The 26,644-nt window shown below is 41.9% G+C and carries 26 protein-coding genes, 1 tRNA gene and 1 pseudogene; 16 read left to right on the top strand and 12 right to left on the bottom strand.

What is annotated here, in order from left to right:
* Positions 1-153: 153 nt before the first annotated feature.
* A complete protein-coding gene (gene fba / locus IQ246_RS17980) occupies positions 154-1,233 on the bottom strand; it encodes a class II fructose-bisphosphate aldolase (RefSeq protein ID WP_194004712.1) in 1,080 nt (359 codons plus the stop codon).
* A 238-nt stretch (positions 1,234-1,471) separates the two neighbouring features.
* The gene (locus tag IQ246_RS17975; protein ID WP_194004711.1) at positions 1,472-1,807 is read right to left on the bottom strand and encodes a Uma2 family endonuclease; all 336 of its coding nucleotides are present in this window, start codon (positions 1,805-1,807) and stop codon (positions 1,472-1,474) included.
* On the opposite strand from IQ246_RS17975, the gene IQ246_RS30465 reads away from it, so the two are divergent.
* Both IQ246_RS30465 and IQ246_RS30460 read left to right on the top strand, forming a co-directional pair.
* Positions 1,800-2,141: a transposase family protein gene (locus tag IQ246_RS30465; RefSeq protein WP_244141995.1), complete on the top strand. Its 342-nt coding sequence runs from the start codon at positions 1,800-1,802 to the stop codon at positions 2,139-2,141. The genes IQ246_RS17975 and IQ246_RS30465 overlap by 8 nt on opposite strands.
* Positions 2,142-2,171: 30 nt before the next feature.
* Positions 2,172-2,702 (top strand): transposase family protein, encoded by a 531-nt coding sequence (locus tag IQ246_RS30460; RefSeq protein ID WP_244142073.1) that lies wholly within the window; start codon positions 2,172-2,174, stop codon positions 2,700-2,702.
* Between the two features lie 236 nt (positions 2,703-2,938).
* On the opposite strand, the gene IQ246_RS17965 is transcribed toward IQ246_RS30460, so the two are convergent.
* The 4 genes from IQ246_RS17965 to pdhA all read right to left on the bottom strand — a co-directional run bounded on the left by IQ246_RS17965 (position 2,939) and on the right by pdhA (position 5,415).
* Entirely contained in the window at positions 2,939-3,130 is a 192-nt protein-coding gene (locus tag IQ246_RS17965) for a hypothetical protein (RefSeq protein WP_194004710.1), read from the bottom strand.
* 119 nt (positions 3,131-3,249) lie between these two features.
* Positions 3,250-3,321: transfer RNA gene (locus IQ246_RS17960), tRNA-Lys, on the bottom strand.
* 61 nt (positions 3,322-3,382) lie between these two features.
* Positions 3,383-4,252: an aldose epimerase gene (locus IQ246_RS17955; protein WP_194004709.1), complete on the bottom strand. Its 870-nt coding sequence runs from the start codon at positions 4,250-4,252 to the stop codon at positions 3,383-3,385.
* 128 nt (positions 4,253-4,380) lie between these two features.
* A complete protein-coding gene (pdhA, locus tag IQ246_RS17950; RefSeq protein WP_194004708.1) occupies positions 4,381-5,415 on the bottom strand; it encodes a pyruvate dehydrogenase (acetyl-transferring) E1 component subunit alpha in 1,035 nt (344 codons plus the stop codon).
* Between the two features lie 750 nt (positions 5,416-6,165).
* Here pdhA and IQ246_RS17945 point away from each other — a divergent pair.
* The 5 genes from IQ246_RS17945 (at position 6,166) to IQ246_RS17925 (ending at position 12,515) form a co-directional block, all read left to right on the top strand.
* Positions 6,166-8,466: an IMS domain-containing protein gene (locus IQ246_RS17945; protein WP_194004707.1), complete on the top strand. Its 2,301-nt coding sequence runs from the start codon at positions 6,166-6,168 to the stop codon at positions 8,464-8,466.
* Positions 8,467-9,199: 733 nt separating this feature from the next.
* A complete protein-coding gene (locus IQ246_RS17940; protein WP_194004706.1) occupies positions 9,200-10,465 on the top strand; it encodes a DUF4912 domain-containing protein in 1,266 nt (421 codons plus the stop codon).
* A 79-nt stretch (positions 10,466-10,544) separates the two neighbouring features.
* On the top strand, positions 10,545-11,480 hold the full coding sequence (locus tag IQ246_RS17935; protein ID WP_194004705.1) for a phosphodiester glycosidase family protein: 936 nt from the start codon (positions 10,545-10,547) through the stop codon (positions 11,478-11,480).
* Between the two features lie 6 nt (positions 11,481-11,486).
* Positions 11,487-12,050, top strand: coding sequence for a hypothetical protein (locus IQ246_RS17930; RefSeq protein ID WP_194004704.1), 564 nt, complete (start codon positions 11,487-11,489; stop codon positions 12,048-12,050).
* Positions 12,051-12,128: 78 nt separating this feature from the next.
* The gene (locus tag IQ246_RS17925; RefSeq protein WP_194004703.1) at positions 12,129-12,515 is read left to right on the top strand and encodes a DUF2358 domain-containing protein; all 387 of its coding nucleotides are present in this window, start codon (positions 12,129-12,131) and stop codon (positions 12,513-12,515) included.
* Between the two features lie 179 nt (positions 12,516-12,694).
* Here the strand turns inward: IQ246_RS17925 and IQ246_RS17920 are convergent, their stop codons facing one another.
* The 3 genes from IQ246_RS17920 to IQ246_RS17910 form a co-directional block, all read right to left on the bottom strand.
* Entirely contained in the window at positions 12,695-13,318 is a 624-nt protein-coding gene (locus IQ246_RS17920) for a J domain-containing protein (RefSeq protein WP_194004702.1), read from the bottom strand.
* A gap of 197 nt (positions 13,319-13,515) precedes the next feature.
* Positions 13,516-14,109 (bottom strand): ATP-dependent Clp protease proteolytic subunit, encoded by a 594-nt coding sequence (locus tag IQ246_RS17915; RefSeq protein WP_194004701.1) that lies wholly within the window; start codon positions 14,107-14,109, stop codon positions 13,516-13,518.
* Positions 14,110-14,179: 70 nt separating this feature from the next.
* The gene (locus tag IQ246_RS17910; protein WP_194004700.1) at positions 14,180-14,842 is read right to left on the bottom strand and encodes an ATP-dependent Clp protease proteolytic subunit; all 663 of its coding nucleotides are present in this window, start codon (positions 14,840-14,842) and stop codon (positions 14,180-14,182) included.
* Between the two features lie 238 nt (positions 14,843-15,080).
* Here IQ246_RS17910 and IQ246_RS17905 point away from each other — a divergent pair, with 238 nt between their 5' ends.
* The 4 genes from IQ246_RS17905 (at position 15,081) to IQ246_RS17890 (ending at position 18,988) form a co-directional block, all read left to right on the top strand.
* Complete coding sequence (locus tag IQ246_RS17905; RefSeq protein ID WP_194004699.1) at positions 15,081-16,340, top strand: VWA domain-containing protein; 1,260 nt, start codon at positions 15,081-15,083, stop codon at positions 16,338-16,340.
* Positions 16,337-17,617 (top strand): VWA domain-containing protein, encoded by a 1,281-nt coding sequence (locus IQ246_RS17900; RefSeq protein ID WP_194004698.1) that lies wholly within the window; start codon positions 16,337-16,339, stop codon positions 17,615-17,617. Before IQ246_RS17905 ends, IQ246_RS17900 begins: the two co-directional genes overlap by 4 nt.
* Before the next feature lie 23 nt (positions 17,618-17,640).
* Positions 17,641-18,027, top strand: a complete 387-nt coding sequence (locus tag IQ246_RS17895) for a VOC family protein (RefSeq protein ID WP_194004697.1) — start codon at positions 17,641-17,643, stop codon at positions 18,025-18,027.
* 169 nt (positions 18,028-18,196) lie between these two features.
* The gene (locus IQ246_RS17890) at positions 18,197-18,988 is read left to right on the top strand and encodes an Rpn family recombination-promoting nuclease/putative transposase (RefSeq protein WP_194004696.1); all 792 of its coding nucleotides are present in this window, start codon (positions 18,197-18,199) and stop codon (positions 18,986-18,988) included.
* A gap of 86 nt (positions 18,989-19,074) precedes the next feature.
* Here IQ246_RS17890 and IQ246_RS17885 read toward each other — a convergent pair whose 3' ends face one another.
* Entirely contained in the window at positions 19,075-20,151 is a 1,077-nt protein-coding gene (locus tag IQ246_RS17885; protein WP_194004695.1) for a PIN/TRAM domain-containing protein, read from the bottom strand.
* A gap of 256 nt (positions 20,152-20,407) precedes the next feature.
* Between IQ246_RS17885 and hemW the strand changes: the two genes are divergently transcribed.
* Together hemW and IQ246_RS17875 are read left to right on the top strand one after the other, a co-directional pair.
* Positions 20,408-21,589 carry a radical SAM family heme chaperone HemW gene (gene hemW / locus IQ246_RS17880; RefSeq protein ID WP_194004694.1) on the top strand — a complete coding sequence of 394 codons (1,182 nt, stop codon included), beginning with the start codon at positions 20,408-20,410 and terminating at the stop codon, positions 21,587-21,589.
* An 81-nt stretch (positions 21,590-21,670) separates the two neighbouring features.
* Complete coding sequence (locus IQ246_RS17875; RefSeq protein ID WP_194004693.1) at positions 21,671-21,877, top strand: DUF5615 family PIN-like protein; 207 nt, start codon at positions 21,671-21,673, stop codon at positions 21,875-21,877.
* A gap of 40 nt (positions 21,878-21,917) precedes the next feature.
* Here IQ246_RS17875 and IQ246_RS17870 read toward each other — a convergent pair whose 3' ends face one another.
* Entirely contained in the window at positions 21,918-22,325 is a 408-nt protein-coding gene (locus tag IQ246_RS17870) for a universal stress protein (RefSeq protein WP_194004692.1), read from the bottom strand.
* 89 nt (positions 22,326-22,414) lie between these two features.
* Between IQ246_RS17870 and IQ246_RS17865 the strand changes: the two genes are divergently transcribed.
* From IQ246_RS17865 to IQ246_RS17855, 3 genes are all read left to right on the top strand, one after another.
* Positions 22,415-23,617, top strand: coding sequence for a phosphoglycerate kinase (locus tag IQ246_RS17865; RefSeq protein ID WP_194004691.1), 1,203 nt, complete (start codon positions 22,415-22,417; stop codon positions 23,615-23,617).
* Between the two features lie 137 nt (positions 23,618-23,754).
* On the top strand, positions 23,755-24,927 hold the full coding sequence (locus tag IQ246_RS30960) for an AAA family ATPase (protein WP_194004690.1): 1,173 nt from the start codon (positions 23,755-23,757) through the stop codon (positions 24,925-24,927).
* Between the two features lie 11 nt (positions 24,928-24,938).
* On the top strand, positions 24,939-25,523 hold the full coding sequence (locus tag IQ246_RS17855; RefSeq protein WP_194004689.1) for a DUF4276 family protein: 585 nt from the start codon (positions 24,939-24,941) through the stop codon (positions 25,521-25,523).
* 6 nt (positions 25,524-25,529) lie between these two features.
* On the opposite strand, the pseudogene IQ246_RS17850 reads toward IQ246_RS17855, so the two are convergent.
* Positions 25,530-26,644, bottom strand: a pseudogene (locus IQ246_RS17850) (serine/threonine protein kinase); the annotation flags it as partial.

Genomic DNA, 26,644 nt, shown 5'->3' with positions numbered 1-26,644 from the left:
GTACTGCTATGCTCCTTAAAGAGTGAGAATTCTAAATATTGGGATAAATAAACCGGGTATCAAATATTACCCGGTTTATTTATCCCAATATTTAGAATTCTCACTCTTTAAGGAGCATAGCAGTACCGTGCCCCTATTTATTTTCTGACAAAATCAAACTTTAGCAGCAGCTTTGGTAACAACGTTAAGTTCACCCTTAGCATACTTAGCAGCAAAATCTTCCAAAGAAATTTGCTTAATCTTGCTTGCGTTGCCAGCCGTGCCAAATTGCTGATAGCGTTCAGCACATACCTTCTGCATATATGTAATAGAAGGCTTGAGGAAGTGACGGGGGTCAAACTCCTCTGGTTTTTTAGCCAAAGCTTCACGTACAGCAGCAGTAATAGCCAAACGGTTATCGGTGTCAATATTTACCTTACGTACACCGCTCTTAATCCCTTTTTGGATTTCTTCTACAGGTACGCCGTAGGTTTCAGGAATTGCACCACCATACTGGTTAATTAGCGCCAGTAAATCTTCAGGTACAGAAGAAGAACCGTGCATTACCAAGTGTGTATTAGGCAAACGACGGTGAATTTCTTCAATGCGGCTGATTGCCAAAATTTCCCCAGTCGGCTTGCGGGTAAACTTGTAAGCACCGTGGCTTGTGCCAATGGCAACAGCCAAAGCATCTACTTGGGTTGCTTCTACGAAGTCAACAGCTTCATCAGGGTCAGTTAATAGTTGAGAGTGGTCAAGTGTACCTTCAAAGCCGTGACCATCTTCAGCTTCGCCAGCACCAGTTTCTAGAGAACCCAAACAACCGAGTTCACCTTCAACGCTGACACCTAAAGCATGAGCCACATTTACAACTTCGCGGGTAACATTAACGTTGTACTCGAAGCTCGCGGGGGTCTTAGCATCAGCTTCTAAAGAACCATCCATCATCACGCTGGTGAAGTTGTTCTTAATTGCTGAATAGCAGGTAGCAGGAGCATTCCCATGATCTTGGTGCATGACAATAGGAATCTGAGGATAGGTTTCTACTGCTGCCAAAATCAGGTGGCGTAGGAAGTTTTCCCCTGCATAAGCACGAGCGCCACGAGAAGCTTGCAAAATTACGGGGCTATCTGTCTCTACAGCAGCCTTCAGGATCGCCTGAATCTGTTCCAAATTGTTAACATTGAAAGCTGGGATGCCATAACCGTTTTCAGCCGCGTGATCCAACAGCAGCCGCAATGGTACAAGCGCCATAGATAGTCCTCCTAATGTGGTTATCAGCTAGTCTGTGTGAGAGAAGCGTAATAATTACGCTAAATCTTAAGAGTTTTTTCAACTTATAGGAAATTATAACTAGTGTCGTGTGTCTATGTTGAAAAAGTTTATGCCATCATTCATAAACATGCCCTACACTTGACCTATTCTACTGTAGGGTAAGCTACCCCACGTTTAGAGGCTTTGGTAGCTTTGTATCCCAAATAGTTTAGGGCTATCATTCACTGGCTAATTTCTGAACAAATGCTGTGTGTTCAGGAGATTGCAAACCTGACTGTAAAATAGTCAACACGGATTGCATATTTCCTGCTAATAACTCTGTCACCCCTAACCACAACCCAGGGAAAACTAGACTTCGCAGAATTCCATTACTATCAGTGGCTAACTCCAGGTACTCACCCTGTTCCAGATAAAACCAAGCCAATTTCTGATCGAGAACTTGCCAAACGATATATTCTTTGACTCCATTAGACCTGTCCGAAATATAAATACGGTATAAAAAAGTGGTAGAAAAATAAAATGTGTATCTACTACTCAAAGTAAAAATGTGCATTGTACTTGATTATATCGAAAAATATCCACTGCGGACAAAGCAAATATTAGGTATTAGCTATGAACAGTTGCGTTCGCTAACAGAATCATCAGGAATCAAGCATAAAGAATTAGAAAAAATCAAGGAGAATCAAAAAGTAAGAATTAACGCAGCCGGAGGTGGAAGACCACAAAAATTATCATTCTCTGAGCAAATAGTATTATGCTTATTTTATCTCAGACAAATGCCATCATTTGAAATTTTAGGAATGCTGTTTGGTATTTCCAAAACAGAAGCAAATGATAATTTTCATTATTGGAGGAAAATTATTCGGGATATATTGCCGGCAAGCTGACTCGAACAAGTCTCAACAATAGATAGTGATTTGGAAATTGTTCAAGAGATTTTAACCAAATTTCAGCTACTAGTTGATAGTGCAGAACAGCCTATAAATAGACCATCACAGCCAGAAGAGCAAAAAAAATACTATTCAGGAAAGAAAAAACAACATCCTAGAAAAAATCAGTTTGTTGGTCTTCCAGAAGCTCAGGATATTGTCGATGTAGAAGTAGGCTTTCCTGGCCCAACTGCGGACATAAATTTATTTCGTACTCAACAAGAAAAATTTCACATCAAACAAGAATTTGGAGGCGACAAGGGATATCAGGGTGGTAAAAATATAAAGACTCCTCACAAGAAAAAAAGAAACCAGGAATTAAGTGATGCACAAAAACAAGAAAATAAAGTATTTTCGAGTAATCGGATATATATTGAGCATCTCATAAGATTGGTGAAAATTTTTCAAATAGCATCACAAAGATTCCGACTAAAAAACGATGTTTACAATGATATAATTTTCACGGTTTGTGGATTGGTAAGGTTGAGAATTGGTAGTTTGATTTTAGCAGTTACTTAAATTAGACAATAATAGCGATCGCCTATAATTATAAAACTGTATTTTGCTTGTCTAAACTATCAGTAACGATATCAAACCCTAATTATTACGTTGACAGAAAATCTGCAAGGTTTAGTCTAAAAGCCTTGTGTGTACTTGCTTTCAAGTTTTAGGACAGGTCTATTGCGGCGATAGGCTTGCTTTTTGACGATCGCATTTGGGATGAGCCTATGGCTATGCTACCGAATTGCGGAAATTTATTGTAATGGGTAAATGCGATCGCATTTATGAGGTGAATGATCAGCGATCGCACTTTTTTTGCCCAACCTCACAAAATTGTATTGCGGAAGTGGGTATATTTGATCATCAGGAATTCCGAATGTCCTTTGAAACTCAATCGAAATCTCTCGATGTATATTCACACTGAGGTTATGGATTACTCGGCTCAACCAAGCTTTGGAATTAACGGTTCTTAGTATAATTTATTACTTGTTTATTTAATACTTAGTTGTAAGTGCGATCGCTCTACTAGTACAGCACGGCGAAAATTAAGTTTATTTTTTTAATATGGGTCGCCCGGGATTCGAACCCGGAACTAATCGGTTAAAAGCCGAGTACTCTACCGTTGAGTTAGCGACCCTTTCGCTGCATTTCGCAACTTTGTCATAATAGCATATACATCTGTAGATTTGTAAAGGGGTTTAGAAAAAATTAGCAGTCAACCTGACAGATGCCGTGTGGCTAGCTCCTGGTGCTAACACAGTCAGGTTATCACCAGTATTGAGAGAGTTACGGGTGGCACTCCACGGTTCTAGACAGTAGAATTCTTTGCCTTTGACTGTCCAAAATACCAGCCAGGTAGAGAAATCATCATAATCTAAGGTGAGTTTTAACTTCCGCCTGCCATCTATTGCAGTAGCCGATTGACTTGTTAACTCTCCAAAGGCAAAATCAATTTCATCACGGCTAAAGTCAAAATTGCCATCAAAAGAGTGAATTTCCTTAGTTTGATTATCTTGATACTGCTTAGAAGGAATTTCAAGCTCTAGCTGAGTTTTATCACCACACAGAAAGTAAGGATGGAAACCAGCCGAAAAGGGCATTGGTGTGGATGACAAGTTTTTATACTGCTGACGGACTTCTAGGGTATTACCTTGAAGTTCGTAGGTGAAAGCCAGCTGAAAATCAAAAGGGTAAACAGCCTTGGTTTGCTCATTGCTATTAAGAACGACAGTGAGACTAGCTTTATCTTCAGTTTTCTGTTCTGTTGCTGACCACGGCAATTCACGAGCAAAACCGTGTTGTTTTAGAGTATATTTTTGCCCGTTATGAGTGTAAGTATTATCTGGGAGATTGCCACAAATAGGAAACAAAATTGGGTTCCCACCTCTGACACTCAACTCACGATGAGTAAAGCGTTCAGTATCCAGGTAGAAAATTTCTTGCCCTTGAATGCGCCAATGGGTGATGATCCCACCGCGTTCTGGTACGACTTCCAATTGAGAACCAGCGCCTTCGTCAGAAAGAATGTAGGTCTTATACTGTTGCTGCTGAACTGCAATGCTAAACACAAATTTTAGTCCTGAGTATTTTGCAAATTGGGCATTGGGCATTGGGCATTGGGCATTGAAAAGAGTCAGAAAGGAGGAGTACGAGGGGTAGAAGGGAAAACTCTTCTCCCATGCCCCAGTCCCAAAATTTATTCGTCTTCTGCAAATACAAAGCGATATAGCTCGCTGGGATCTGGTTCAGGGCTGCTTTCGGCGAACTTAACTGCCTCGTCGATTACATCCTGAATTTTACGATCAATGGCTTTGAGTTCTTGCTGATCTGCCAGATTTTGCTCAACTAAATAAGCTGCCAACTTCTTAATTGGGTCACGAGCAAACCAAAATTCTTTCTCAGCTTTGCTTCGCATTTCATCTGGATCTGCTAGGGAGTGACCACGGAAACGGTAGGTAAGTGCTTCAATTAATGTCGGACCTTCACCTGCACGAGCGCGACTTACAGCTTCTTGTGCTACTGCTCTCACTGCTAGTACATCCATACCATCTACTTCCACACCCACCATATTAAATACACTGGCTTTTTTGTAAATCTCTGGCTGGGAAGTTGCTCGCTCGTGAGCCATACCAATTGCCCACTTATTATTTTCTACCACAAAAATAATTGGCAGTTTCCATAAGGCTGCCATGTTCAACGTCTCGAAAAATTGACCGTTGTTAGCAGCACCATCGCCAAAAAAGCAAGCTGTAACTTGGTCAGCGCTGTTATCTCCCAGCACTTCGCGGCGATATTTGCTTTGAAATGCTGCTCCAGCTGCTACAGGAATTCCCTCAGCCACAAAAGCATAGCCACCTAGCAAGCGATGTTCTGCAGAAAACATGTGCATGGAACCACCACGTCCTTTGCTGCAACCTGTGGCTTTACCAAATAACTCTGCCATTACCTCTTTTGCTGGTACGCCTGCACTCAGAGCATGAACGTGGTCACGATAGGTGCTACTAACAAAATCTTCACCTGGCCGCATCGCCTGGATAACACCAGTGGAAACGGCTTCCTGACCGTTGTACAGGTGGACAAAGCCAAACATTTTACCCCTGTAGTACATTTCGGCGCACTTGTCTTCAAACAAGCGCCCCAAAACCATGTCTTCGTACAACCGCAACCCTTCTTGTTTGGTAATGTGGACGGTGGCAGTATTAAATGTAGGTAATGTGCGTTCGTGAACCATTATTTTTGAGTGTCCGTGTTGTACAACTTAAAAGTTACGGTCTTAAATTAAGTTGCTCTCATCATGTTTTAGCTTTTAACAGGCTAGCGTTTGCAAGAGTCAACAATCAAATTTATTTATGCACCAAAAAGGGTTGTATGCAATAGTTCATTGGTTCTGAGTTCTCAGTTTTGCGTCATGAGTATTATTTTTAATTACTCATGACTCACTCACCACTCTTTGCTTACTCCCCCTCATAGGCTAGCAATCAGGATAGACTGCTTTCTGCATATCCATTAACAATTTAGAGAAAATGGACGTCAAAATCATATACCTAGCTAGGTAATTGTAATTAAAATCTAGCCATGATATAATCTGCTTCTCCCATATTGTTATCAGGTTCAACCCTTGGAGGCGGTGGTTCGATTACCGCATCCGGCAGGGAGTACTGAAAGGAGAATCATATAGTAGATTCTTGCAAGTACAACATTGTATATGCCGTCACTAAAAGTGGTAATTTTACCTTACGGTATAGGATGCTAATAGCAGTTGTGTTAAACGAAAAATACTAAGAATTAAGACAAAAAGCTGACGCTTTCTAAGCGAAGGCAAAATTATACTAGAATGTGACTCAAAATTTCGGGAAGGTACAAAACAGGTTGTTGCAATATACACTTGTAGTGTAAATTTTACACGGCATTATGGCACGGTTTTACATGCCTGGAACACTCTAGGTAAATTACGCTGATCACGGTGCAGGGGAAGTAGGCTGTGCGAATTCCACTAGATTACTACCGAATTTTAGGACTACCGTTAGCGGCAAGTAATGAACAATTGCGGCAAGCATACAGCGATCGCATTGTACAATTGCCGCGACGCGAGTATTCTCAGGCAGCAATTTCTTCTCGCAAACAACTCATAGAAGAAGCTTACGTGGTTTTATCAGATCCAAAAGAACGTAGCACCTACGATCAGCTTTATCTTGCTCATGCCTATGACCCTAATAGCGCCGCCGCTGCCGCAGTGGAAAACCGCACGGAAAGCCACAAAAAGGGTCTTGACGCACAAAGTCTTAGCATCGAAATTGTCCAAGACGAATTAGTTGGTGCTTTATTAATTCTGCAAGAGCTAGGAGAATACGAACTCGTTCTGAAACTGGGCCGTCCGTACCTGGTGAAAAACGGTGCCACAAGTGCCAACAAAGACAATAATCTCCCAATTGAAGAAATCCACGAAAGTCCTGAGCGTCCAGATGTTATTCTCACCGTTGCCCTAGCCTGTTTAGAACTAGGACGCGAGGAATGGCAGCAAGGTCACTACGAAAATGCTGCCACATCTCTAGAAACTGGTGAAGAATTGCTATCACGCGAAGGGTTCTTCCCCAGCGTACAGGCTGAAATTCAGGCAGATCTTTACAAGTTGCGACCATATCGAATTTTGGAGTTATTAGCACTACCTCTAGAGAAAACCACCGAACGGCGTCAAGGTTTGGAATTACTGCAAAATATCTTAGAAGATCGTGGTGGTATTGATGGCGCTGGCAATGATCTATCTGGGTTAAACATAGATGACTTTTTGCGATTCATTCAACAGTTACGCAACCACTTAACAGTCGCAGAACAGCACAAGTTATTTGAAGCTGAAAGTAAACGTCCCTCTGCTGTTGCTACCTACTTGGCTGTTTATGCCTTGATAGCACGAGGATTTGCTCAACGTCAACCAGCTTTAATTAGTCAAGCCAGGCAAATGCTAGTACGCCTGGGTAAACGCCAAGATGTACACTTAGAACAATCGCTGTGTGCATTACTACTGGGGCAAACCGAAGAAGCAACCCGTGTTTTAGATCTGAGTCAGGAGTACGAAGCCATAGCTTTTATTCGAGAAAAATCTCAAGATTCTCCAGACTTGCTACCTGGGCTGTGTCTATACGGAGAACAATGGTTGCAACATGAGGTATTTCCGCACTTCCGAGATTTTGCAAGGCAGCAAGCTTCTCTAAAAAACTATTTTGCCGATCAACAAGTTCAAGCTTATTTAGAAGCACTACCAACGGATGCAGAAACAACTAATGAATGGGCTGTAATTAACCGCCAGCCTTTTTCCCAGACACAGACAAATAATACGCATAGCCGCAGCAATTCAACTAGGGTTCCTCGGCAATTCAATGACAACATAACACCTGACCCAGAGTTGCCAGAAACACTAATAAAAGAAAGATCTGAATATGCAAACTTCTCGCAACCCAGATGGAATACATCTGGGACTGCAAAATCGGAAGTACCTGCGGCACCAATTCCTATTCCTACTGCCGAACGCATCGCCAGAGGCACTAACAGCAACTTGAACGGTTCAGCTAAAGCTGCTACATCTGGTAACAATCGAAAGCGAAGGAAGCGAAAGCCCACTCAAGTGCCGCCACGCGAGCGTGTATTAGATAATCATCATCGTCATCCTCGACGACGGCGAACTTTTGCTAACACCCTAGAAGGGAAAACGCGGCTGGTGTGGAGGGTGTTTATTTCTCTAGTAGGTCTATTAGTTTTCTGGGTAGTAGTCACAACAGCTTTTGGATGGCTAAAAAATCTTTTTTTCCCCACACCGTCTTTGCAAGGTCAACAATTATTCGTCCAACTTAATCAACCACCATTACCAATTCCTGACAAAAACAGCAACCCACAACCGCCAGAGGGAACTCTGACGGATACAACTGCACAGGAAGTGATTCAGGCTTGGCTATCCACCAAGGTCGCAGCTTTAGGGCCAAATCATGACATTGATAGTTTAGAGCAGATTTTAGTTGGTTCAGCTCTAACTCAATGGCGATTAATTACCCAGCAAGATAGGTTAGATAACCGCTACCGGAAGTACAACCACACTCTCAAAGTGGAATCTGTAAATAACATTGAGTTAAACCCGGATCGTGCTGCTGTAGTAGCTACAGTCAGAGAAGTCACGCAGTTTTATGAAAATGGTCAGTTTAAAAAGTCTTCTGAAGAGAGTTTGCGACTTCGGTATAATTTAATTCGGTTAAAAGGTGCGTGGCGTATCCAGAATATGTCAGTTATTAGTTAACGTAATTAGATAGATTTGACCAGGTAATGGCTCAAACCGATTGATAAGCTGTTGATCGGCAGTTGAAATTCAGAGCGGTTAGGAATTTTAATTAGTGGCGATACAGTAATAGAAAAATTTTACCCACATATTTTCAATCGGCGCTTTATTGCTATCCCGTTTGGGAATTGGTTTGCACCTAGGCTATAGGTTTCTACGACAATTTGGAAATAATCGGGTTTTCTGGGTAGCGATCGCTGTCTAGAATCCCCTTAGCTTTTGCTAGTCTAATTTGGGCACAGGAATGCAATCCACAATTTCATTTTCTTCATCTGTGGATTACAGTCCTGTGCTTGTCCACGTCAAAAATGTTATAGAATCTTGACATTTGTCCGAGGGCCGACCAGAACTAATCACCCAAATGTCATAGAAGCATAACAAATTGATCCCGAGAGAACTGATAAATTCGTGAAACAACCAAAAAAACGTCTTGAGACCCCTTGATCCCTACAGAGGGTTACTGGTTATATATACTTATCAAAAGAACTCCTCCGATCCCAAAGAAATGCTGACTATGGCATGAACAGGAATTGAAAGTGAGTCACTCTCAATTTAAAAACAGACTAAAAAACTTAAAAACTGGGCAAAACCAGGAGTCAGGAATAAGAAATTCATCTGGAGTGGATGACATTTTATACAGCATTCTTTAACCAGGGAAAATCATTTACCGCTTAAACTACTGGAGGCCAAATAAATGGCAAAAGAACGCCCACCCTTAGAAGAGATGACATTACGGCAACTACGCAAAGTTGCCAGCGAATATAGCATCTCTCGCTATAGCCGAATGCGGAAATCACAACTGCTGGCATCAATTCAAGAAGTCCAGCGCGGCAAAATTTCGCTTATCCCATCTCGCTCACTGGAGGCACAGGAAACCGTGGAAGCAGCAAAATTTGAATTAGGTCAGGAAGATCGTACTGGTGGTTCCTTTGCTGATGTTGACGAAGGAATTGCGGATCTGCCAGCAGGTTATGGTGATAGCCGCATTGTCCTGTTACCCCGCGATCCTCAGTGGGCTTACACTTACTGGGATGTTCCTAATGAACATAAACAGGAACTACGTCGGCAAGGAGGACAACAATTGGCACTGCGGATTTATGATGTCACCGACATCGATATCGAGTACCAAAGCCCTCATAGCATTCAAGAATATCCTGCTGATGAACTAGCCAGAGAATGGTATCTACCAGTTCCAGTGAGCGATCGCGATTACGTAATCGATGTTGGTTATCGTGCTGCTGATGGTCGCTGGTTGGTATTAGCGCGTTCTGCTAGAGTACACATTCCTCCCGTCTATCCTTCCGACTGGATTGAAGATGTCTTCATCACTGTGAACTTTGAAGAAGATTTGCGCGGACAGACTCAGTACGAACTGGTTCCCCCTGCTAAGAAGGTAGCGACTGTGAATGGCAATGCCAATGCCTATGGCAATGACAGTAGCAACCCCCTATACGACCAAATCTTTGGCTTGGCTGAGTCCGCCGAAGCACAACGAGTTGCTGGTTCTATCTTCGGCTCCATGCAGCAAGTACCAGCTTCCGCGCGTCCCGAACAAGCCATCAGTTCCTATGTTTTCCCATCTGGTGTGGGTATGTGGGCTGTTCCTACCGTATCTGGTTTAACCATGTCCGGCGCTGGAATGTCGGGTGTTGGCTTCTCGGCTTCCGCTGTGCCAGTACGTCCGCGCCAATTCTGGTTAATTGCCGATGCTGAGCTAATTGTCTATGGCGCAACTGAACCTGATGCTACCGTAACGATTGGTGGCCGTCCGATTCAGCTGAATCCAGATGGTACATTCCGCTTCCAGATGTCCTTCCAGGATGGTTTAATTGACTACCCAATTTTGGCTGTGGCTGCTGATGGTGAACAAACCCGATCAATTCACATGAAATTTAATCGTGAGACACCATCCCGGAATACTAATATCAAAGAAGAAGCTGTTCTAGAATGGCTCCCTTAATTGATTTTTAGATGAATCCTAGACTGAAATCTTAAATTTTTCCCCGCTATAGTAATCCTATAGCGGGTTTTTACATTATATGTCTACAAAAAAATTAGTTTTGTTATTTATCTCGGTCATTGCAGCAAACTTATTCTCAGGTTGTACAAAGATTGAAGCAAATTCAACACCCAAAGTATCTAAAACTTGTCTTGGTAATAATAGTAAATTTAGTATTGGATTTTTCAAAACTAATAATCGAGGTGACAAATTTGAAAGAGGGATCAACCATGTAATTATTTTTAATCCCAAATCAGAAGAATTAGATTTTAAAGTTAATGTTGGTCTATCTCATCAGATATATGCTAAAGATGCCAGAGGTAAACTGCGTAAAGAATATATACCAAAACAGTTTCGTGAACTCATCACTGATGCAAATGCCAAATTAGACAGACAACTACCCATTGCCGCGATTAATGCTGACTATATAGGGACTGATGATCAGCCACAAGGATTAAATATTTCTCGTGGGGTTGAGTATTCGGGAGCTTTTAAAAATAAGCGTTCTTCATTTGGTATATCAGGAGGTACACCCAAGCAGCGACAGGCTACCATCCAGGCTGGCAGAAGAAAAAAGAATATTCTTAATTACAATCTGGTGGGAGGTAATGGTAGATTCTATCGTCAGGGTAAATTTAAAGATATTTGTCAAGACTTGGGAGAATTCGCCTGTAAAAATGCCACTAATCGCTCTATGGCAGCTATCACTAGTAAAGGGTATGTGATTCTGTTGGTGAATGACGCAAAAGCTAATTCAGCGATTGAGTTATCTCAAGTTAATCAAGAGTTACTGCCAGATATATTTGATGATGTTCTGGAAGGAATTGCCCGCAATAACTGTTTAGGTACGATTCAAGAAGGGATATTATTTGATGGAGGTATGTCTCCAGGATTGTATTACAATCAGAAAATATATGTAGAAAACTCTGGGCCAATTGGGTCAGTTTTTTTGATTTATAAAAAATACAATAATTAAGAAGTTATGACGAATGAAGAAATTGCATCTACCTTAACAGAATTATTTGGCACAGAAACTGTTGCTGCGATCGCCCCAGGCTCGTGGCAAGTAGATACTTCTACTTTTCGACTGTTGGTGCTACTTTCCGAAGATAATACTTGGCTACGAGTTTTACTACCTATTGTGCCTGCACAAGAAGCTCAACCCTTTTTAGGACAATTACTAGAAGCTAACTTTGATACCACTCAGGAAGTACGCTACGCTTTGTATGAAGGTGTAGTTTGGGGAGTATTTCAACACAACATTAATACTTTAGTTAGTGCAGATTTTTTCAATGCAATTAATAGACTTGTGTCTCTGCATCAAGCTGGATTAAATGATGTATTTAATCAACTTATTGAAAACCGTATCCGCCAAATTATCCAGGCAGCAAAGCAGCAAGGACAATCTCTTCAAGCTACTATGCAAAACCTGGAACGCTTTTATGCAGAAGGTTTACTGGGTGAAATAGAACAAACCCCAGAGGCACAGGCAGAAGTGCTAGGTGCTTGGCGGCGTCAGTTAGAACGTCTGTGGAATGAGAATTAATTCCAATTGCTAAAGTGAATTTATTATCTGCACTCCGCTGAGATCATTTACATCAATTTACAAATCAGTCTATTCATTATGGATATCATTGAAATCCTCAAAGAAGACTATAAAAGATTTCCAGTTAATCAAACTTACAATATTTACGATCCAGACGTTTATTTTCAAGATCCTCTGAATAAATTTAATGGTGTTAAACGCTATAAATGGATGATTAAATTTATCCAGACTTTTTTTTTAAATCCCAAAATGGACTTACATGATCTTAAAAAAGATGGGAACGTAATTAAAACTGACTGGACACTTAGTTGGAATACTCCTCTGCCCTGGAAACCACGTATTTCTATCCCTGGCTGGAGTGAATTACGTCTTAACTCAGATGGTTTGATTGTTTCACATGTTGATTATTGGAACTGCTCACGTTTAGACGTGGTAAAACAGCATTTTCTTTCCTTAAAAAGTTGATAATTGAAATACTTCTGGAGTCCACTACATCCATTAATTAAACCTGACTAAAAAATAAAAAATTTCTTGTAATCATCTTGATAATTATATTTAGCGATCGCAAAAAGTAGCAAAAGTATGATTAGTATGAATTTATACGCTTAGATTTTTGTCAATTAGCCTATAACCAGAAAAATTTTTTATATAATCTGCTCTAATCGCTGGAAATCCCGCTGCACCTCATACCAGAGAGCCTTATTATGGGGGTCTGTCTTTAAGGCTTTTTTAAGATAAATTCTTGCTTTGAGCAGTTGATTTTCGGTAATTAACGCCCGTCCCCAAATTTGATAGGCAACTGCTAGCCATTGGCGGACTTCCGCATCTTTTGATAATCGTTCTGCTAAAGCTTCCGCTAAGGCAATTGCTTGTGGAAACCGTCTTTCTTGCAAAAACCGCTGTAGTTGCTCATAAGTCTTCCACTTCAGCCGCTGTTCTATTTCCAAAAGATTAGGCGGCTTTGATGTCGGCTCTTGTTGAGGTGTTACCGTAGTTGCTGGTGCTTTTTCCCGAGGTGCTACTTTGCCATCATCAGACTCAAAAGTTGATGACTTACTTGACTCTTTAGTTATTTCCTCTGGCAATACTACTGTCAGTAAAAGTTTGTAAGCCTCTGTCAAGGCAATAAACTTATCTTTCGCTTTTTTGTCATCTGGGTTGATATCGGGGTGATATTGCTGCGCCAGTCGTCGGTACGACGTTTTGATGTCGGCAAAAGAGGCGCCCGATCTTAAACCTAATAAACGGTAGCAATCTCCAAGATCCATCTTGAGCTATCAGCTATCAAATACCCAGCTATTAGTTTAAAGCCAGGACTATTAATCATAAAGATTAATTTTCTAATTTAAAGTTCAGTTTTGACAGTTTGTCGAGGGAAGGGCAGACAGGAGGAGGGGGAGAGGTATGGAAAAAAAGAGAGGGATTAAGAGTAATTATTCAGTTATCTCCCCCACTCCCCCCAATTCTACGGACGTTCTTCAATCACACGGTCAATTAAACCGTACTCCTTAGCCTCTTCGGCAGACATAAAGAAATCCCGATCCATATCTTTTTCAATCTTGGTTATGGTCTGACCTGTTTTATCAGCATAAATCTGATTGAGTTGGTGACGAATCCGCAGAATCTCTCTAGCTTCAATTTCGATATCAGTTGCTTGCCCACGGGTACCACCAGAAGGCTGGTGAATCATAATCCGCGAGTGAGGTAATGCCATCCGTTTACCTTTGGTGCCAGCTGCCAGGAGGAAAGACCCCATTGAAGCAGCTAAACCCACGCAAATAGTTACTACATCTGATTTAATGTGTTGCATGGTATCAAAAATAGCCATGCCAGATGTAACCATCCCACCGGGAGAATTGATGTATAAATAAATATCCTTACCTGGATCATCTGAATCCAGATACAGCATTACAGCGATAATTTGATTGGCAATTTCATCATCAATATCTCGCCCTAAGAAAATAATCCGTTCCCGGTAAAGGCGATCGTAGATGCTAATCCAATCTGTATATTGCCCTCCGGGCATCCGGTAAGGAACTTTAGGAACGCCTATAGGCATTTTCGTTACTCCGTTTGTGATTAGTCATTTGTGATTAGTCATTTGTCATTTGTCTAATACAAAGGACAAATTAGAGGACACTGGCGGGTAGTGGGGGATTGGCGAGTTCTTCTTTTTCAAATACTCGGTCAATCAAACCGTATTCTCTAGCTTCATAGGGTGTTAGATATAACAGCCTATCCATATCTTTAGTAATTTTTTCAGGAGGCTGTCCGGTGGTGCGATTCAGGATATCAATCATCGCTCCTTTATTTACCAGAACTTCCCTTGCCCGAATTTGAATATCCGTTGCTTGACCTTGGGCGTAGCTCTTGGGCTGGTGCAGGATAATAGAGGCGTGGGGTAGACTGGCGCGACAACCTTTTGTGCCAGCACTCAGAAGCATCGCTGCCATACCCATCGCGGAACCGATGCAGATGGTGTGAATAGGAGGCTTGATATATTTCATTGTGTCAAAGATAGCGAAGGCTTCGGTTTCAAAGCCAATGGGTTCGCCACTGTAACCGGAGGTGCCGGTGGAGTTTATGTAGATTTTAATCGGCTTTTCGGGATCGTCGGACTGCAAATAGAGCAGTTCGGCGACGATTAATTCCGTGACAGCAGGCACCAGAGGCATTCCCAGATAGACAATTCGCTCCTTCAGCAAGAGAGAAGGTAAATCTGGCGGCGGTGTCCGGTAGAAGTTATCGCCGTAATATGGGGCTTGAACAGCCTTGATGGGGGAAATGTCCATAGCAACTGATCGCCTGAAACTATGCCGTTAACTGTAATACATCCTAGCGCGATGCTAGCTCTGTTCAAGGTGTGGATTTCTCCCTAATACTGAAAGTAGCTCCGCATCTGCCAATGCTAGGCTTCTAAGATATTCTGAATATATTAATGTATTTGTGTTGGATAGGTTTTCCGTAGCGCTAAAGTTGTGCTTTGAAGTTATTGATAAATATGTATATCCCGGATAGGAACTTTGGGTTATGAAGGTTAGCTTGCAGCCTGCCCTGAACGATGGTAATTTAGATGCGAATCAACTGAGCAGTCAACGTCAGTTGGGAATTTCAATTTCGGCGATCGCCGAAACTCTAGATCGCAAAGTCCCACTTAATTTATGCTTAATTCTTGACCATAGTGGTTCGATGAATGGGCGATCGCTAGAAAATGTCAAAAAAGCAGCGACTCGTCTAGTTGATCGACTCAAGAGTGGCGATCGCCTCAGTGTTGTAGCTTTCGATCACCGTGCCAAAGTCTTAGTACCCAATCAAAGCATCGAAGATCCAGAACACATTAAACAGCAAATCAACCGCTTAACTGCCGATGGGGGAACTGCGATCGATGAAGGATTACGCTTGGGCATTGAAGAGTTGGCGAAGGGAAAAAAAGACACTGTTTCCCATGCATTTCTATTAACTGATGGGGAAAATGAACACGGTGATAATAATCGCTGCTTAAAATTCGCCCAATTAGCTGCTAGCTATAATTTGACGTTGAACACTTTGGGATTTGGGAACAACTGGAACCAGGATATTTTAGAAAAGATTGCTGATGCGGGCTTAGGTACTTTGTCTTACATTCAACAACCCGATCAGGCAATCGAAGAATTTAGTCGCTTGTTCAACCGGATGCAAACGGTGGGATTGACTAATGCTTATTTACTATTCTCCCTGATGCCCAATGTTCGCCTAGCAGAACTCAAACCCATTGCCCAAGTTGCCCCAGACACAATTGAGTTACCACTCCAACAAGAAGCAGATGGACGCTTTGCCGTGCGCTTGGGAGATTTGATGAAAGATGTAGAACGGATGATTTTAGCTAATATTTATCTGGGACAATTGCCAACAGGTAGACAGGCGATCGCTAATATGCAAGTCCGCTACGATGACCCAGCTGCCAATCAGGTAAGTTTACTTACGCCAAATATTACAGTTTATGCAAATGTAGTTGAGCGTTACCAAGCAGACTTCAATCCCCAGGTGCAACAGTCTATTTTGGCATTAGCTAAGTATCGACAAACCCAGTTAGCTGAGGCGAAATTGCAACAGGGCGATCGCACCGGTGCAGCCACGATGTTACAAACAGCTGCCAAAACCGCCCTACAAATGGGAGATAAAGGTGCAGCAACAGTGTTGCAAACTTCTGCCACACAGTTACAATCTGGTGGAGATTTATCCGATAGCGATCGCAAGAAAACTCGGATTGTCTCAAAAACTGTGTTGCAAGATACCCCTCCTAGTAAATGAAAGTTAAATTGCTATCGGCGCTAAATGATACAAGTGTTGATGTGGCTCAAGCCAGTAGCCAGCGTCAACTGGCAATTTCGATTTCGGCGATTGCTGGTGAACTTGACCAAAATTTGCCACTCAACCTCTGCTTAATTCTGGATAAAAGTGGTTCCATGCATGGGCAACCAATTAAAACTGTAATCCAGGCAGTAGAAGGATTAATCGATCGATTAAAAGTAGGCGATCGCATCTCAGTTGTTGCTTTTGCTGGTTCTACTGAAGTCATTATCCCTAACCAAATTGTTCTAGACCCCGAAGGCATCAAATCTCAAATCAAAAGCAAACTGAATGCTAGCGGTGGGACGGTAATTGCGGATGGTTTGGCGTTGGGGATCACAGAATTGATGAAAGGTACAAAGGGGAATGTTTCCCAGGCATTTCTTTTAACTGATGGTCATGGTGAAAGCAGTTTACGGATTTGGAAGTGGGAGATTGGGGCGGATGATCACAAGCGTTGCCTGGAACTTGCCCAAAGGGCTGCTAAGCTCAATCTAACTATCAACACTCTGGGATTTGGCAATAGCTGGAATCAGGATCTATTAGAAAAAATCGCCGATGTGAGTGGTGGGACTCTAGCTCACATTGAGCGTCCTGAACAAGCAGTTGAGCAGTTCAGCCGTTTATTTAAACGCATTCAGTCTGTTGGGCTAACCAATGCCTATCTGTTACTATCTTTAGTCCCCAATGTCCGACTGGCAGAATTTAAACCCATCGCCCAAGTTGCTCCAGACACAATTGAGTTACCAGTGCAACAAGAAGCTGATGGAGGCTTTGCCGTGCGCTTGGGAGATTTGATGAAGGATATGAAACGAGTAGTTTTGGCTAATATTTATCTGGGACAGTTACCAGAAGGTAAACAGGTGATTGGGCATCTTCAAATCCGCTATGATGACCCGGCAGAGAATAAACAAGGCATACTTTCCCCGATTATTCCAGTGTATGCGAATGTGGTTCGGGTTTATCAGCCTGTGACTGATTCCCAAGTGCAACAGTCTATTTTGACATTAGCTAAGTATCGGCAAACCCAGCTAGCCGAGGCCAAATTACAACAAGGCGATCGCATTGGCGCTGCAACATTACTGCAAACAGCTGCCAAAACTGCTCTCCAAATAGGAGATACAAGTGCAGCCACAGTGTTGCAAACTTCTGCCACCCGCCTGCAAGCTGGTGAAGAACTTTCGGAAGGCGATCGCAAGAAAACTAGAATTGTGTCAAAAACAGTTTTACAAGAATAACCTTCTAATAATTATTAATTTTTATGAAAACTACTGGTATTCATCATGTAGCTATTATTTGTTCTGACTATCAACGCTCAAAAAAATTTTATGTAGAAGTTTTAGGTTTTTCGATTATTCAAGAGACTTTTCGCGCCGAGAGAAATTCTTATAAATTAGATTTACGAGTTGGAGAAAATACTCAAATAGAGCTATTTTCCTTCCCAAATACTCCGCCACGAGCCAGCAATCCAGAAGCTTGTGGTTTAAGACATCTTGCTTTCCAAGTTGATGATATTGAGCAAACTGTTTTCTACTTAAAGTCTCACGATATAGAGGTAGAGAATATCAGAATTGATGAAGTTACAGGTAAAAAATTTACTTTTTTTCAAGATCCAGATAATTTACCATTAGAAATTTATGAAAATTAGAATATGTAAATGTTCGGATTAAAAAATTCATAAACATACAGCAATCCGAATTTAATAGACAATATGTAAACTAAAAGTGCATATTTATAAGCTTTCCGGTGATTTTGTTGCTCAAAAATGAATTAAGAATGCCATAGCAAATTAGCAAGCTATTTGGTAGAATTCCTAAATGTTTGACAATATCTGCAAATTTTTAGCTGAAAATTTCTCCAGTGACTTTGCCACTTGGTTATTAGGCAAACCCATTACTTTAACTGAACTAAGTCCAAAAGAATTATCTATTGAACCCATTCGCGCTGATGCTCTAATTCTGCTACAGTCGAAGCAAAACATCTTACATTTGGAATTTCAAACCCAAGTCGATGCAGAAATTCCTTTTCGGATGATTGACTATCGATTGCGAGTATATCGCCGTTTTCCAGACAAAGCAATGCATCAAGTCGTAATTTACCTCAAGGAGACAAATTCAGATTTGGTGCAACAAAATACATTTACAATTTCTGGAACACGCCATGAATTTTCAGTTATTAGACTTTGGGAACAACCAACCGAAGTATTTCTGAGAACACCTGGACTTCTGCCTTTGGCGGTGCTAAGTAGTACTATTGAACCAGAAGTTATACTTAACGAAGTGGCACGGGAAATTAATGGTATTACAGAATCAAGAACTCAAAGTAATATTGCTGCTTCCACGGCGATTTTAGCTAGTTTAGTATTAGATAAAGAGGTTATCAGACGAGTTTTGAGGTCAGATATTATGCGCGAGTCAGCAATTTATCAAGATATTTTACAAGAAGGGAGAGCTAAAGGGAAAGCTGAAGGGAAAGCTGAAGCTTTACTTGAAGTGGCAAGTAATCTATTCAATACTGGTATGCCATTAGAACAGATAGCAAGATTGACAGGGCTATCAATTGAGCAGTTACAGTATTTGCAAGTAACTGAGTCTGATGAGTCCAAATAAATAATCGGTGCAGTCAACCTGCACCGATGGCTGCGCCGACGCTGCGCGTACGCACAATTTTATTCTAATCGTACCTGGCATTTCCCTCACGCCAATGCTGAAGCTTGGGGTTTGGCAAAAATCATTCTTCCTGCTGTGGTTTGTAAAGCACTGGTGACTACCACTCGTAGTTCACCACCCACATAACTACTACCTTCCTCAACAACAACCATTGTGCCGTCATCTAGGTAGCCAATGCCTTGACTTGGCTCTTTACCTTCCTTGAGAATCTTCAAGTCAAGGTTGTCACCAGGTAAATAGCTGGGACGGACGGCGTTGACTAAATCATTAACATTCAAAACAGGCACTTTTTGAACGCTGGCAACTTTTGATAAGTTGTAGTCATTGGTTAGGAGTGTACCACTAATTTCTTGGGCGAAGCGCACTAACTTTGCATCAACTGTGGGAATATCGTCGTAGTCAACTGCGTTAATCAGGATGCGATCGGGGTAAGTTTCCCGAATTCGGTTGAGAATCTCTAGCCCTCGTCTTCCCCGCACCCGCTTTTGGTCTTTGCTTGCATCAGCTACCTGTTGCAGTTCTTGCAAAACAAACTGCGGCACAATAATTTGCCCTTCTAGAAAGCCTGTTTCTAATAGTGCTTCAATCCGACCATCGATAATACAACTGGTGTCTAAAACTTTGGTATTGGCGGGTTTTAGTGTCCCTTCCACTACCATTGTTTCTACCGTGTTGGGATTAATAAATCGCAATAAGCCGCGTCCGTGAGTATCTGCCAAATTCATCCCAGTGACGGCAAGTATAATACTGCCAACAACTGCCACTAGCGGCTTAATAAATCCGAAATCCGTCGGTATAGGTAGCAAAAATAACGGTGCTAACATTAAGTTGGCTAACAATAGCCCAATCACCAAACCAATGGCACGAGTTAAGATAATTTCAAGTGGCATTTCTCGGACTTGTGCCTCTAAACGACGATATGTCGTCTGGAAACTCAACCCGATCGCACCGCCAATAATGGCAGCAAAGACAGCAACAACTAAGCGTAAAGCTTCAAGATTCGTCACCCGGTCTAGGGTTCCATTAGGTAGCAGTTCAGTGCTGTAGAACCCAATTCCCGACGCTGCTAAGATAAATGAGAAAATAATAATGGCGTCAAGCATGGTTGTCTTGTTTTCCTGCAACTGTGTTAACCGATAGAGTTAAGTATTTTTTATCTCATCGGTAAGTATAGATTAATCAGTTCAATATTGACTTACACTAAGGGTTTAGGCAGGCAATATCTGCAATCATTATAACTAAAGAGTTTTATCTTAATATTTTTCATTGTTTTGTTGTAAAACGATAAAAACTCGTAAATAAACTATTTATTTTCATTGTTTGTAATTAGCAATTGGGTTAATTTAATTCTTCCTCAAAATGAGTCAAAAAGTGGGTATTTCTGGGATTGCAAGTTCTGCTTATGTACATATTCCTTTTTGCAGACGGCGGTGCTTTTATTGTGATTTCCCTGTGTCTGTTGTGGGCGATCGCTTGCGAGGCGAAACATCGGGTACGATTTCTCAATACGTTGAGGTGCTATGTCAAGAAATTGCCATTACACGTGCCTTTGGTCAATCCCTAAAGACAATTTTCTTTGGTGGCGGTACTCCTTCGCTGTTATCAATAGAACAGTTGCAACGTATATTGAGAGCACTTGAGGAGCGTTTTGGTGTTGCTCCCACAGCAGAAATTTCAATGGAAATCGACCCAGGCACATTTGATTTAGCACATATAGCAGGCTATCGTAACTTGGGTGTAAACCGGGTAAGTTTAGGTGTGCAAGCGTTTCAGGAAGAATTATTGCAAGTTGCGGGGCGATCGCACTCGGTTGATAATGTTTTTGCAGCTGTGGAATTAATCCACCAAGTTGAGATTCCCGAATTTAGTTTAGACTTGATTTCTGGCTTACCGCATCAGTCTTTAGATCAATGGCAGAATTCTCTAGAAAAAGCAGTAGCATTAGCACCAACTCACATATCCATATATGATCTTACCATTGAGCCGGGGACAGCATTTGGTCGTTACTACAAACCTGGTGACAATCCTTTACCAACAGATGAAACCACAGTCCAAATGTACCAGATGGCGCAGCAAGTTTTGACTAGTGCAGGTTATGAGCATTATGAAATTTCCAATTATGCCCAGCCTGGTCATCAGTGTCAGCATAATCGGGTTTATTGGGAAAATCGCCCTTATTATAGCTTTGGTATGGGTGCAGCGAGTTATGTAGATGGGAAACGCTTTACTCGTCCACGTAAGACTAAGGAATATTATCAGTGGGTGCAAGCTGGTGGTGTGATTGATTGTGAAGTGACTCCTCCAGAAGAAGTATTGTTAGAAACTTTAATGTTGGGGTTGCGTTTAGCGGAAGGTGTGAGTTTGGCAGCTTTAACACAGAAGTTTGGGGAAGAGAAGGTAGAGGAGATTTGCAAGTGTTTACAACCTTATTTTGATCACAGTTGGGTGGAAGTTGTAGAGGGAAGGTTGCGTTTGAGTGATCCCCAAGGGTTTTTGTTTTCTAATGTAGTGTTGGCGGAGTTATTTAAAGAGTTGGGGTGACAAATTGAAGTACAACAAGAAATTGAACAAGCAATCCGAGAAAATGAGGAACTAATGCTCTAAAATTTGGAATATTAAAAATTGGCACGTCTTTATACAGATGAAAACTTCCCATTACCAGTGGTGGAATTTCTACGCATTTTTGGTCATGATGTATTAACAGCTATGAATGCAGGGAATGCAAATCTAAGGATTCCTGATGAAAATGTATTAGCTTTCGCTGCGAATGGTGTTGTTTCACCTATTACTTTATGCCAAATAAACAATAAAGTCATCAAAGCAGTTTAAGGCAGTGCGTTAACGCAGTGTAACGCACGCTACAAGCTTTTTACGGCACGATCAATACTGGACACGGGGAAAGGTTAATTACGCGCGTGGTAACGCTATCAGTTGCGCCCTCTTCAGTTAAGCCTAGCCCCCGACAGCCCATAATGATTAAATTTGCCTCGATTTCATCAGCGACATCGCAGATGGTAAAAGCTGGTTTGCCCTGTCGTTCTAGAACTTCGGCTTGAATTCCTTGCTGAGAAAATAAATTTCGAGCATTTTCTAGCAGTTTGGCAACTACCTCTGGTGACACCATTGGATCTGCACTAGGCTCGTCTGGGGAAGGTTCCTCCACCACAGACAGCAGTACTAGGCGACTACCGTACTGTTGCACAACATTGGTAACTACGTCAGCAGCTTCCCGCGCTTCCCGGCTTTGATCGATTGGAAATAAAACAGTCTTGAACATCTGTGTCTCCTCTGCACCCCTGACTCCGGTAAAATCTGGATGGTTCTACTTTCAAAACAATAACAAAAAGGCAATCAGGAGGGTTTGGTGTGTCCAAAAAAACTTTAGCAAATTTATCTGCCGCTGATGTATCTGGTAAACGCGCCTTAGTGCGGGTTGACTTTAATGTGCCTGTGGATGATCAAAATAACATCACAGACGATACTCGCATTCGCGCTGCTCTGCCTACTATCAAAGATTTGACGCAGAAGGGAGCTAAGGTCATTTTAGCAAGCCATTTTGGTCGTCCCAAGGGCGTGGATGACAAACTGCGCTTAACCCCGGTTGCCAAGCGCCTCTCTGAGTTGTTGGGGCAAGAAGTCGTTAAGACTGATGACTGTATTGGCGATGAAGTTGCTGCCAAAGTGGGAGCATTGCAAAATGGGCAAGTACTGCTACTAGAAAATGTCCGCTTTTACAAGGAAGAGGAAAAAAACGACCCAGAATTTGCGAAAAAATTGGCATCGAATGCTGATTTTTATGTAAATGACGCGTTCGGTACTGCACACCGCGCCCATGCTTCTACTGAAGGTGTGACTAAATTCTTGCGTCCTTCTGTGGCTGGATATTTGGTTGAGAAGGAATTGCGATATCTGCAAAACGCGATTGAAAATCCCCAAAGTCCTTTGGCGGCAATTATCGGCGGTTCTAAAGTTTCCAGTAAAATTGGCGTGATTGAAACGCTGCTGGAGAAGTGCGACAAGTTGATTATCGGCGGTGGGATGATTTTCACATTCTATAAAGCCCGTGGTTTAAATGTTGGTAAGTCGTTGGTGGAAGAAGACAAGCTAGAACTTGCGAAGTCTTTGGAAGCTAAGGCTAAGGAACGTGGTGTTGCTTTATTGCTTCCCACAGATGTGGTAGTGGCAGATAACTTTGCCCCAGATGCCAATGCTCAAACCGTTAGCATTGAGAACATCCCTGATGGTTGGATGGGTTTGGATATTGGCCCCGACTCGGTGAAAGTCTTCCAAGAAGCCCTTGCTGATTGTAAGACGGTAATTTGGAATGGGCCAATGGGTGTGTTTGAATTTGATAAGTTTGCGGTGGGTACAGAAGCGATCGCTCATACTCTCGCTGAAATTAGCAAAACTGGCACAACCACTATCATTGGCGGCGGCGACTCGGTGGCGGCTGTAGAAAAGGTTGGTTTAGCCGATCAAATGAGCCACATCTCCACCGGCGGCGGCGCTAGCTTAGAGTTGCTCGAAGGCAAGATATTACCTGGAATTGCTGCTTTAGATGATGCTTAAGAAAATTAGCCCTTAAGCTATTGAAAAAATCTGGTAGTTTTTGATAATTCTGGTAAGGGTGCGGTGTACCGTACCCTTACTATATTTATTAGCATTTTTGGCAACGATACCACCAGAGTTGTGGAGGTGAAAGTGTAGTGGCAAGAATTGAAGAAATTTCAGTCAAAAACTATAGGGTTCTCCAAGATGTCACCCTAAAGGATATCAAACCTTTTTCCGTTTTCCTTGGCCCTAATGGTAGTGGCAAGACTACTTTTTTTGATGTGATAGGTTTTCTTTCAGATTGCCTTACTACTAATGTTCGCAAAGCGTTAGAAAAGCGAGGAAGATTTCAAGAAGTCATCTCCCGTGATTGTCAAGGCCAAGAAATTAAAATTGTAATTCAGTATCGTGAAGATAATAACTCTCCTAAAATCACCTATACAGTTGCTATTGCTTTACAAAATGGAGCGCCAATTGTTTCAAGGGAAACTCTCAAATGGAGGCGTGGTTCTCATGGACAACCATTTGATTTTCTGAAGTTTGAAAATGGGGGAGGTGAAGTAATTAGTGGTGAAAATCCCGAAATTAATGATAAAAGAATTCACTATCAAATGGATGACCCCAGTTCCTTGGCTATTAAAACTATAGGTCAATTATCAGATAACCCACGTATTGCTAGTTTGCGCCGTTTTATTGAGGGATGGTTTCTATCTTATTTCATACCAGATCAAGCTCGTCAGCTAGCGACTGCTGGCGCAATGGAACATCTCTCTCGTGAAGGAGACAATATTGCTAATGTAGTTCAATACCTTGCTGATGAACATCAAGAAACTTTATCTAAAATTTTGAAGTTACTGGCTAGCCGTGTTCCCCAGTTAGAAAAAGTGGAGTCGGAGCCAACAATTGATGGTAGACTGGCTCTTTTATTTAAAGATGCACCTTTTAGTAAGCCATTTTTAGCAAGGTTTTCCTCAGACGGAACGCTAAAGTTACTGGCATATTTAATATTATTAAATGACCCTAATCCTCCTCAGCTACTTTGTATTGAAGAGCCAGAGAATGGACTGCACCATAGACTTCTTGACTCATTAAGTGAGGAAGCTCAGGCTTACTCGCAACGCGCACAAGTATTTGTTTCTACCCACTCCCCATTTTTTGTTAACACAATAAAAGATGCTAGACAACTCTGGATTTTCCAACGCGATGACAAGGGTTATGCAACTGTTACAAGGGCTGACAAAATCGATGATGCTAAACATTTTATAGAATCCCAAGCAGGCTTAGGTGATCTGTGGTCTGAGGGATATCTTAGAGGATTACCTTACTAGTAGTAGCAATTATGCACATAGAGTTTTTAGTAGAAGAACCTTCAACTGAAGTTGCTTTAAATTTTATTGTCCCTAAAATTATAGGTGATACTCATACGCTGAAAATTCATAACTTTCAAAATAAAGGTAGACTTTTAAAAAGACTGCCTGAGCGGATGAAATCTTATGCTAAATTTGTACCTGATGACTGGCGGATCGTGATTTTAGTAGATGAAGATAGAGCTGATTGCCAAGAGTTAAAGAGGAAACTTTGTGATGCTAGCAGTGTTGTGACTAAACAAAAAGGAAATATTGTTCTCCATAGAATTGCTGTAGAAGAACTGGAGTCATGGTTTCTAGGTGATGTAACAGCAATTAGGGCTGAATATGAAAAGATCCCAGTTTCTTTATCCCAACAAGCTAAATTTCGGAATCCAGATACTATCAAAGGCGGTACATGGGAGCAACTAGATAAGATCCTCAAAAAATATGGCTATGAAACAGGTTTACAAAAAATTGACTTTGCTGAGAAAGTTTCTCCCCACATGGATGTAGAAAACAACCTCTCTAGAAGTTTTCAGCTTTTTCGAGATGGACTAAGAAGCATCGTCAAGTAAAATTTATTAATCAGGGATCTGAGGCGTCACCTCAGCAGTAGGTGTAGGTATAGGTGTAGATGTCGGTGTGGGTTCAGGTGTGGCGGTTTCAGTGGGAGTTGGTGTCGGCATAGGTGTGGCGGTTTCTGTGGGCGTTGGTGTTGGCGTAGGAGGAGGGGTAGGATTTTCCGCTGTGATGCTGAGTTGATAATCTACTGGTGCTGATGCTGTAGAAACGACAACAAACTCATAAAATCCAGATTCTGGTAATTTAGTTGACAAAGTACGCTGTTTAGAATCTTCCAAAAATGCGATTTTGCCTGAAGGGGAATAGACTGAGAGCAAAATTTGGGAATTTGCTTGTAGTTTCAATTCCATAAATTGTTCTTTGGCAAGTCCAGCAATGAAAACTTTACCATCACCGGATTTGAGAGTACCGCTGACTGTTTTGCCAGTCGCGCCTTGATCAAAGACAATTTTCTGAAAAGCGCTACCAGCGAGGATCGCACTGAGTTTATCGCTAACAAACCCGTACCAAACTTGTCCGATGGGCTGGTTTTGGAAATTTTTACCCCGCTGCTCAGGAAATTTACGGTAGAAGGCAGCATCCCCCAAATCATATAAAGAACGACTACCAACGTTAATTTGGTTGACTTCCACTTTCCAGCGATCGCGTTCAGCAGTTGTGTAAGTACCCAATTGCCCACGGGCTTTGGCACTCAGTGAGGCGAGCTTTTCTAATAATTCGGCGGCGGTTTGATCCCATTCTGTTCGCAAACTTTCATCTTCGGGGCCATCGCTGAGAGTGCGCCCCTGTAAACTAGGGTTTTTTTCCCAGAAGACTTGGTTCACTAAGTTTACGTAGAAGTTAAAATCAATCCCTAGCTGCTGACGGCGATCGCTTAATTTTTCTTTGCGCTGACGTTCTGCTGGTGAATATTTCGCTAAGGGATCGACTGGCTGGGTAATAGTTGCGGTTGGTGTGGGCTTGATTTCCTCTGGATTGCGTAGGCGTAGCCCGTCGTAGACATCGCTCCTACTGACTCCCCACCAAACTAGTCCAGCAGTGCTAAATAATATCAGTGTTGCCAGAAAGGTTTTTGTTGGTGTCCACCAAGGAGGGGGGGGAGGGGAAGAGGGGG

Origin of the sequence: aff. Roholtiella sp. LEGE 12411 (assembly GCF_015206995.1) — a bacterium.
Lineage (GTDB): Bacteria > Cyanobacteriota > Cyanobacteriia > Cyanobacteriales > Nostocaceae > Komarekiella.
The sequence above is the reverse complement of the archived record's forward strand: the minus strand, read 5'-3'. Positions and strand labels throughout refer to the sequence as shown.

Coding starts and splice junctions, on each gene's coding strand:
- IQ246_RS17900 (WP_194004698.1), top strand. CDS start 16,337: ATGAAAGTTAAATTGCTATCGGCGCTAAATGATACAAGTGTTGATGTG.
- IQ246_RS17855 (WP_194004689.1), top strand. CDS start 24,939: ATGCACATAGAGTTTTTAGTAGAAGAACCTTCAACTGAAGTTGCTTTA.
- IQ246_RS17870 (WP_194004692.1), bottom strand. CDS start 22,325: ATGTTCAAGACTGTTTTATTTCCAATCGATCAAAGCCGGGAAGCGCGG.
- IQ246_RS17885 (WP_194004695.1), bottom strand. CDS start 20,151: ATGCTTGACGCCATTATTATTTTCTCATTTATCTTAGCAGCGTCGGGA.
- pdhA (WP_194004708.1), bottom strand. CDS start 5,415: ATGGTTCACGAACGCACATTACCTACATTTAATACTGCCACCGTCCAC.
- hemW (WP_194004694.1), top strand. CDS start 20,408: ATGAGTCAAAAAGTGGGTATTTCTGGGATTGCAAGTTCTGCTTATGTA.
- IQ246_RS17890 (WP_194004696.1), top strand. CDS start 18,197: ATGTTTGACAATATCTGCAAATTTTTAGCTGAAAATTTCTCCAGTGAC.
- IQ246_RS17895 (WP_194004697.1), top strand. CDS start 17,641: ATGAAAACTACTGGTATTCATCATGTAGCTATTATTTGTTCTGACTAT.
- IQ246_RS30465 (WP_244141995.1), top strand. CDS start 1,800: ATGTGCATTGTACTTGATTATATCGAAAAATATCCACTGCGGACAAAG.
- IQ246_RS17940 (WP_194004706.1), top strand. CDS start 9,200: ATGGCAAAAGAACGCCCACCCTTAGAAGAGATGACATTACGGCAACTA.
- IQ246_RS17915 (WP_194004701.1), bottom strand. CDS start 14,109: ATGCCTATAGGCGTTCCTAAAGTTCCTTACCGGATGCCCGGAGGGCAA.
- IQ246_RS17975 (WP_194004711.1), bottom strand. CDS start 1,807: ATGCACATTTTTACTTTGAGTAGTAGATACACATTTTATTTTTCTACC.
- IQ246_RS17935 (WP_194004705.1), top strand. CDS start 10,545: ATGTCTACAAAAAAATTAGTTTTGTTATTTATCTCGGTCATTGCAGCA.
- IQ246_RS17925 (WP_194004703.1), top strand. CDS start 12,129: ATGGATATCATTGAAATCCTCAAAGAAGACTATAAAAGATTTCCAGTT.
- IQ246_RS17920 (WP_194004702.1), bottom strand. CDS start 13,318: ATGGATCTTGGAGATTGCTACCGTTTATTAGGTTTAAGATCGGGCGCC.
- IQ246_RS17930 (WP_194004704.1), top strand. CDS start 11,487: ATGACGAATGAAGAAATTGCATCTACCTTAACAGAATTATTTGGCACA.
- IQ246_RS17905 (WP_194004699.1), top strand. CDS start 15,081: ATGAAGGTTAGCTTGCAGCCTGCCCTGAACGATGGTAATTTAGATGCG.
- fba (WP_194004712.1), bottom strand. CDS start 1,233: ATGGCGCTTGTACCATTGCGGCTGCTGTTGGATCACGCGGCTGAAAAC.
- IQ246_RS17910 (WP_194004700.1), bottom strand. CDS start 14,842: ATGGACATTTCCCCCATCAAGGCTGTTCAAGCCCCATATTACGGCGAT.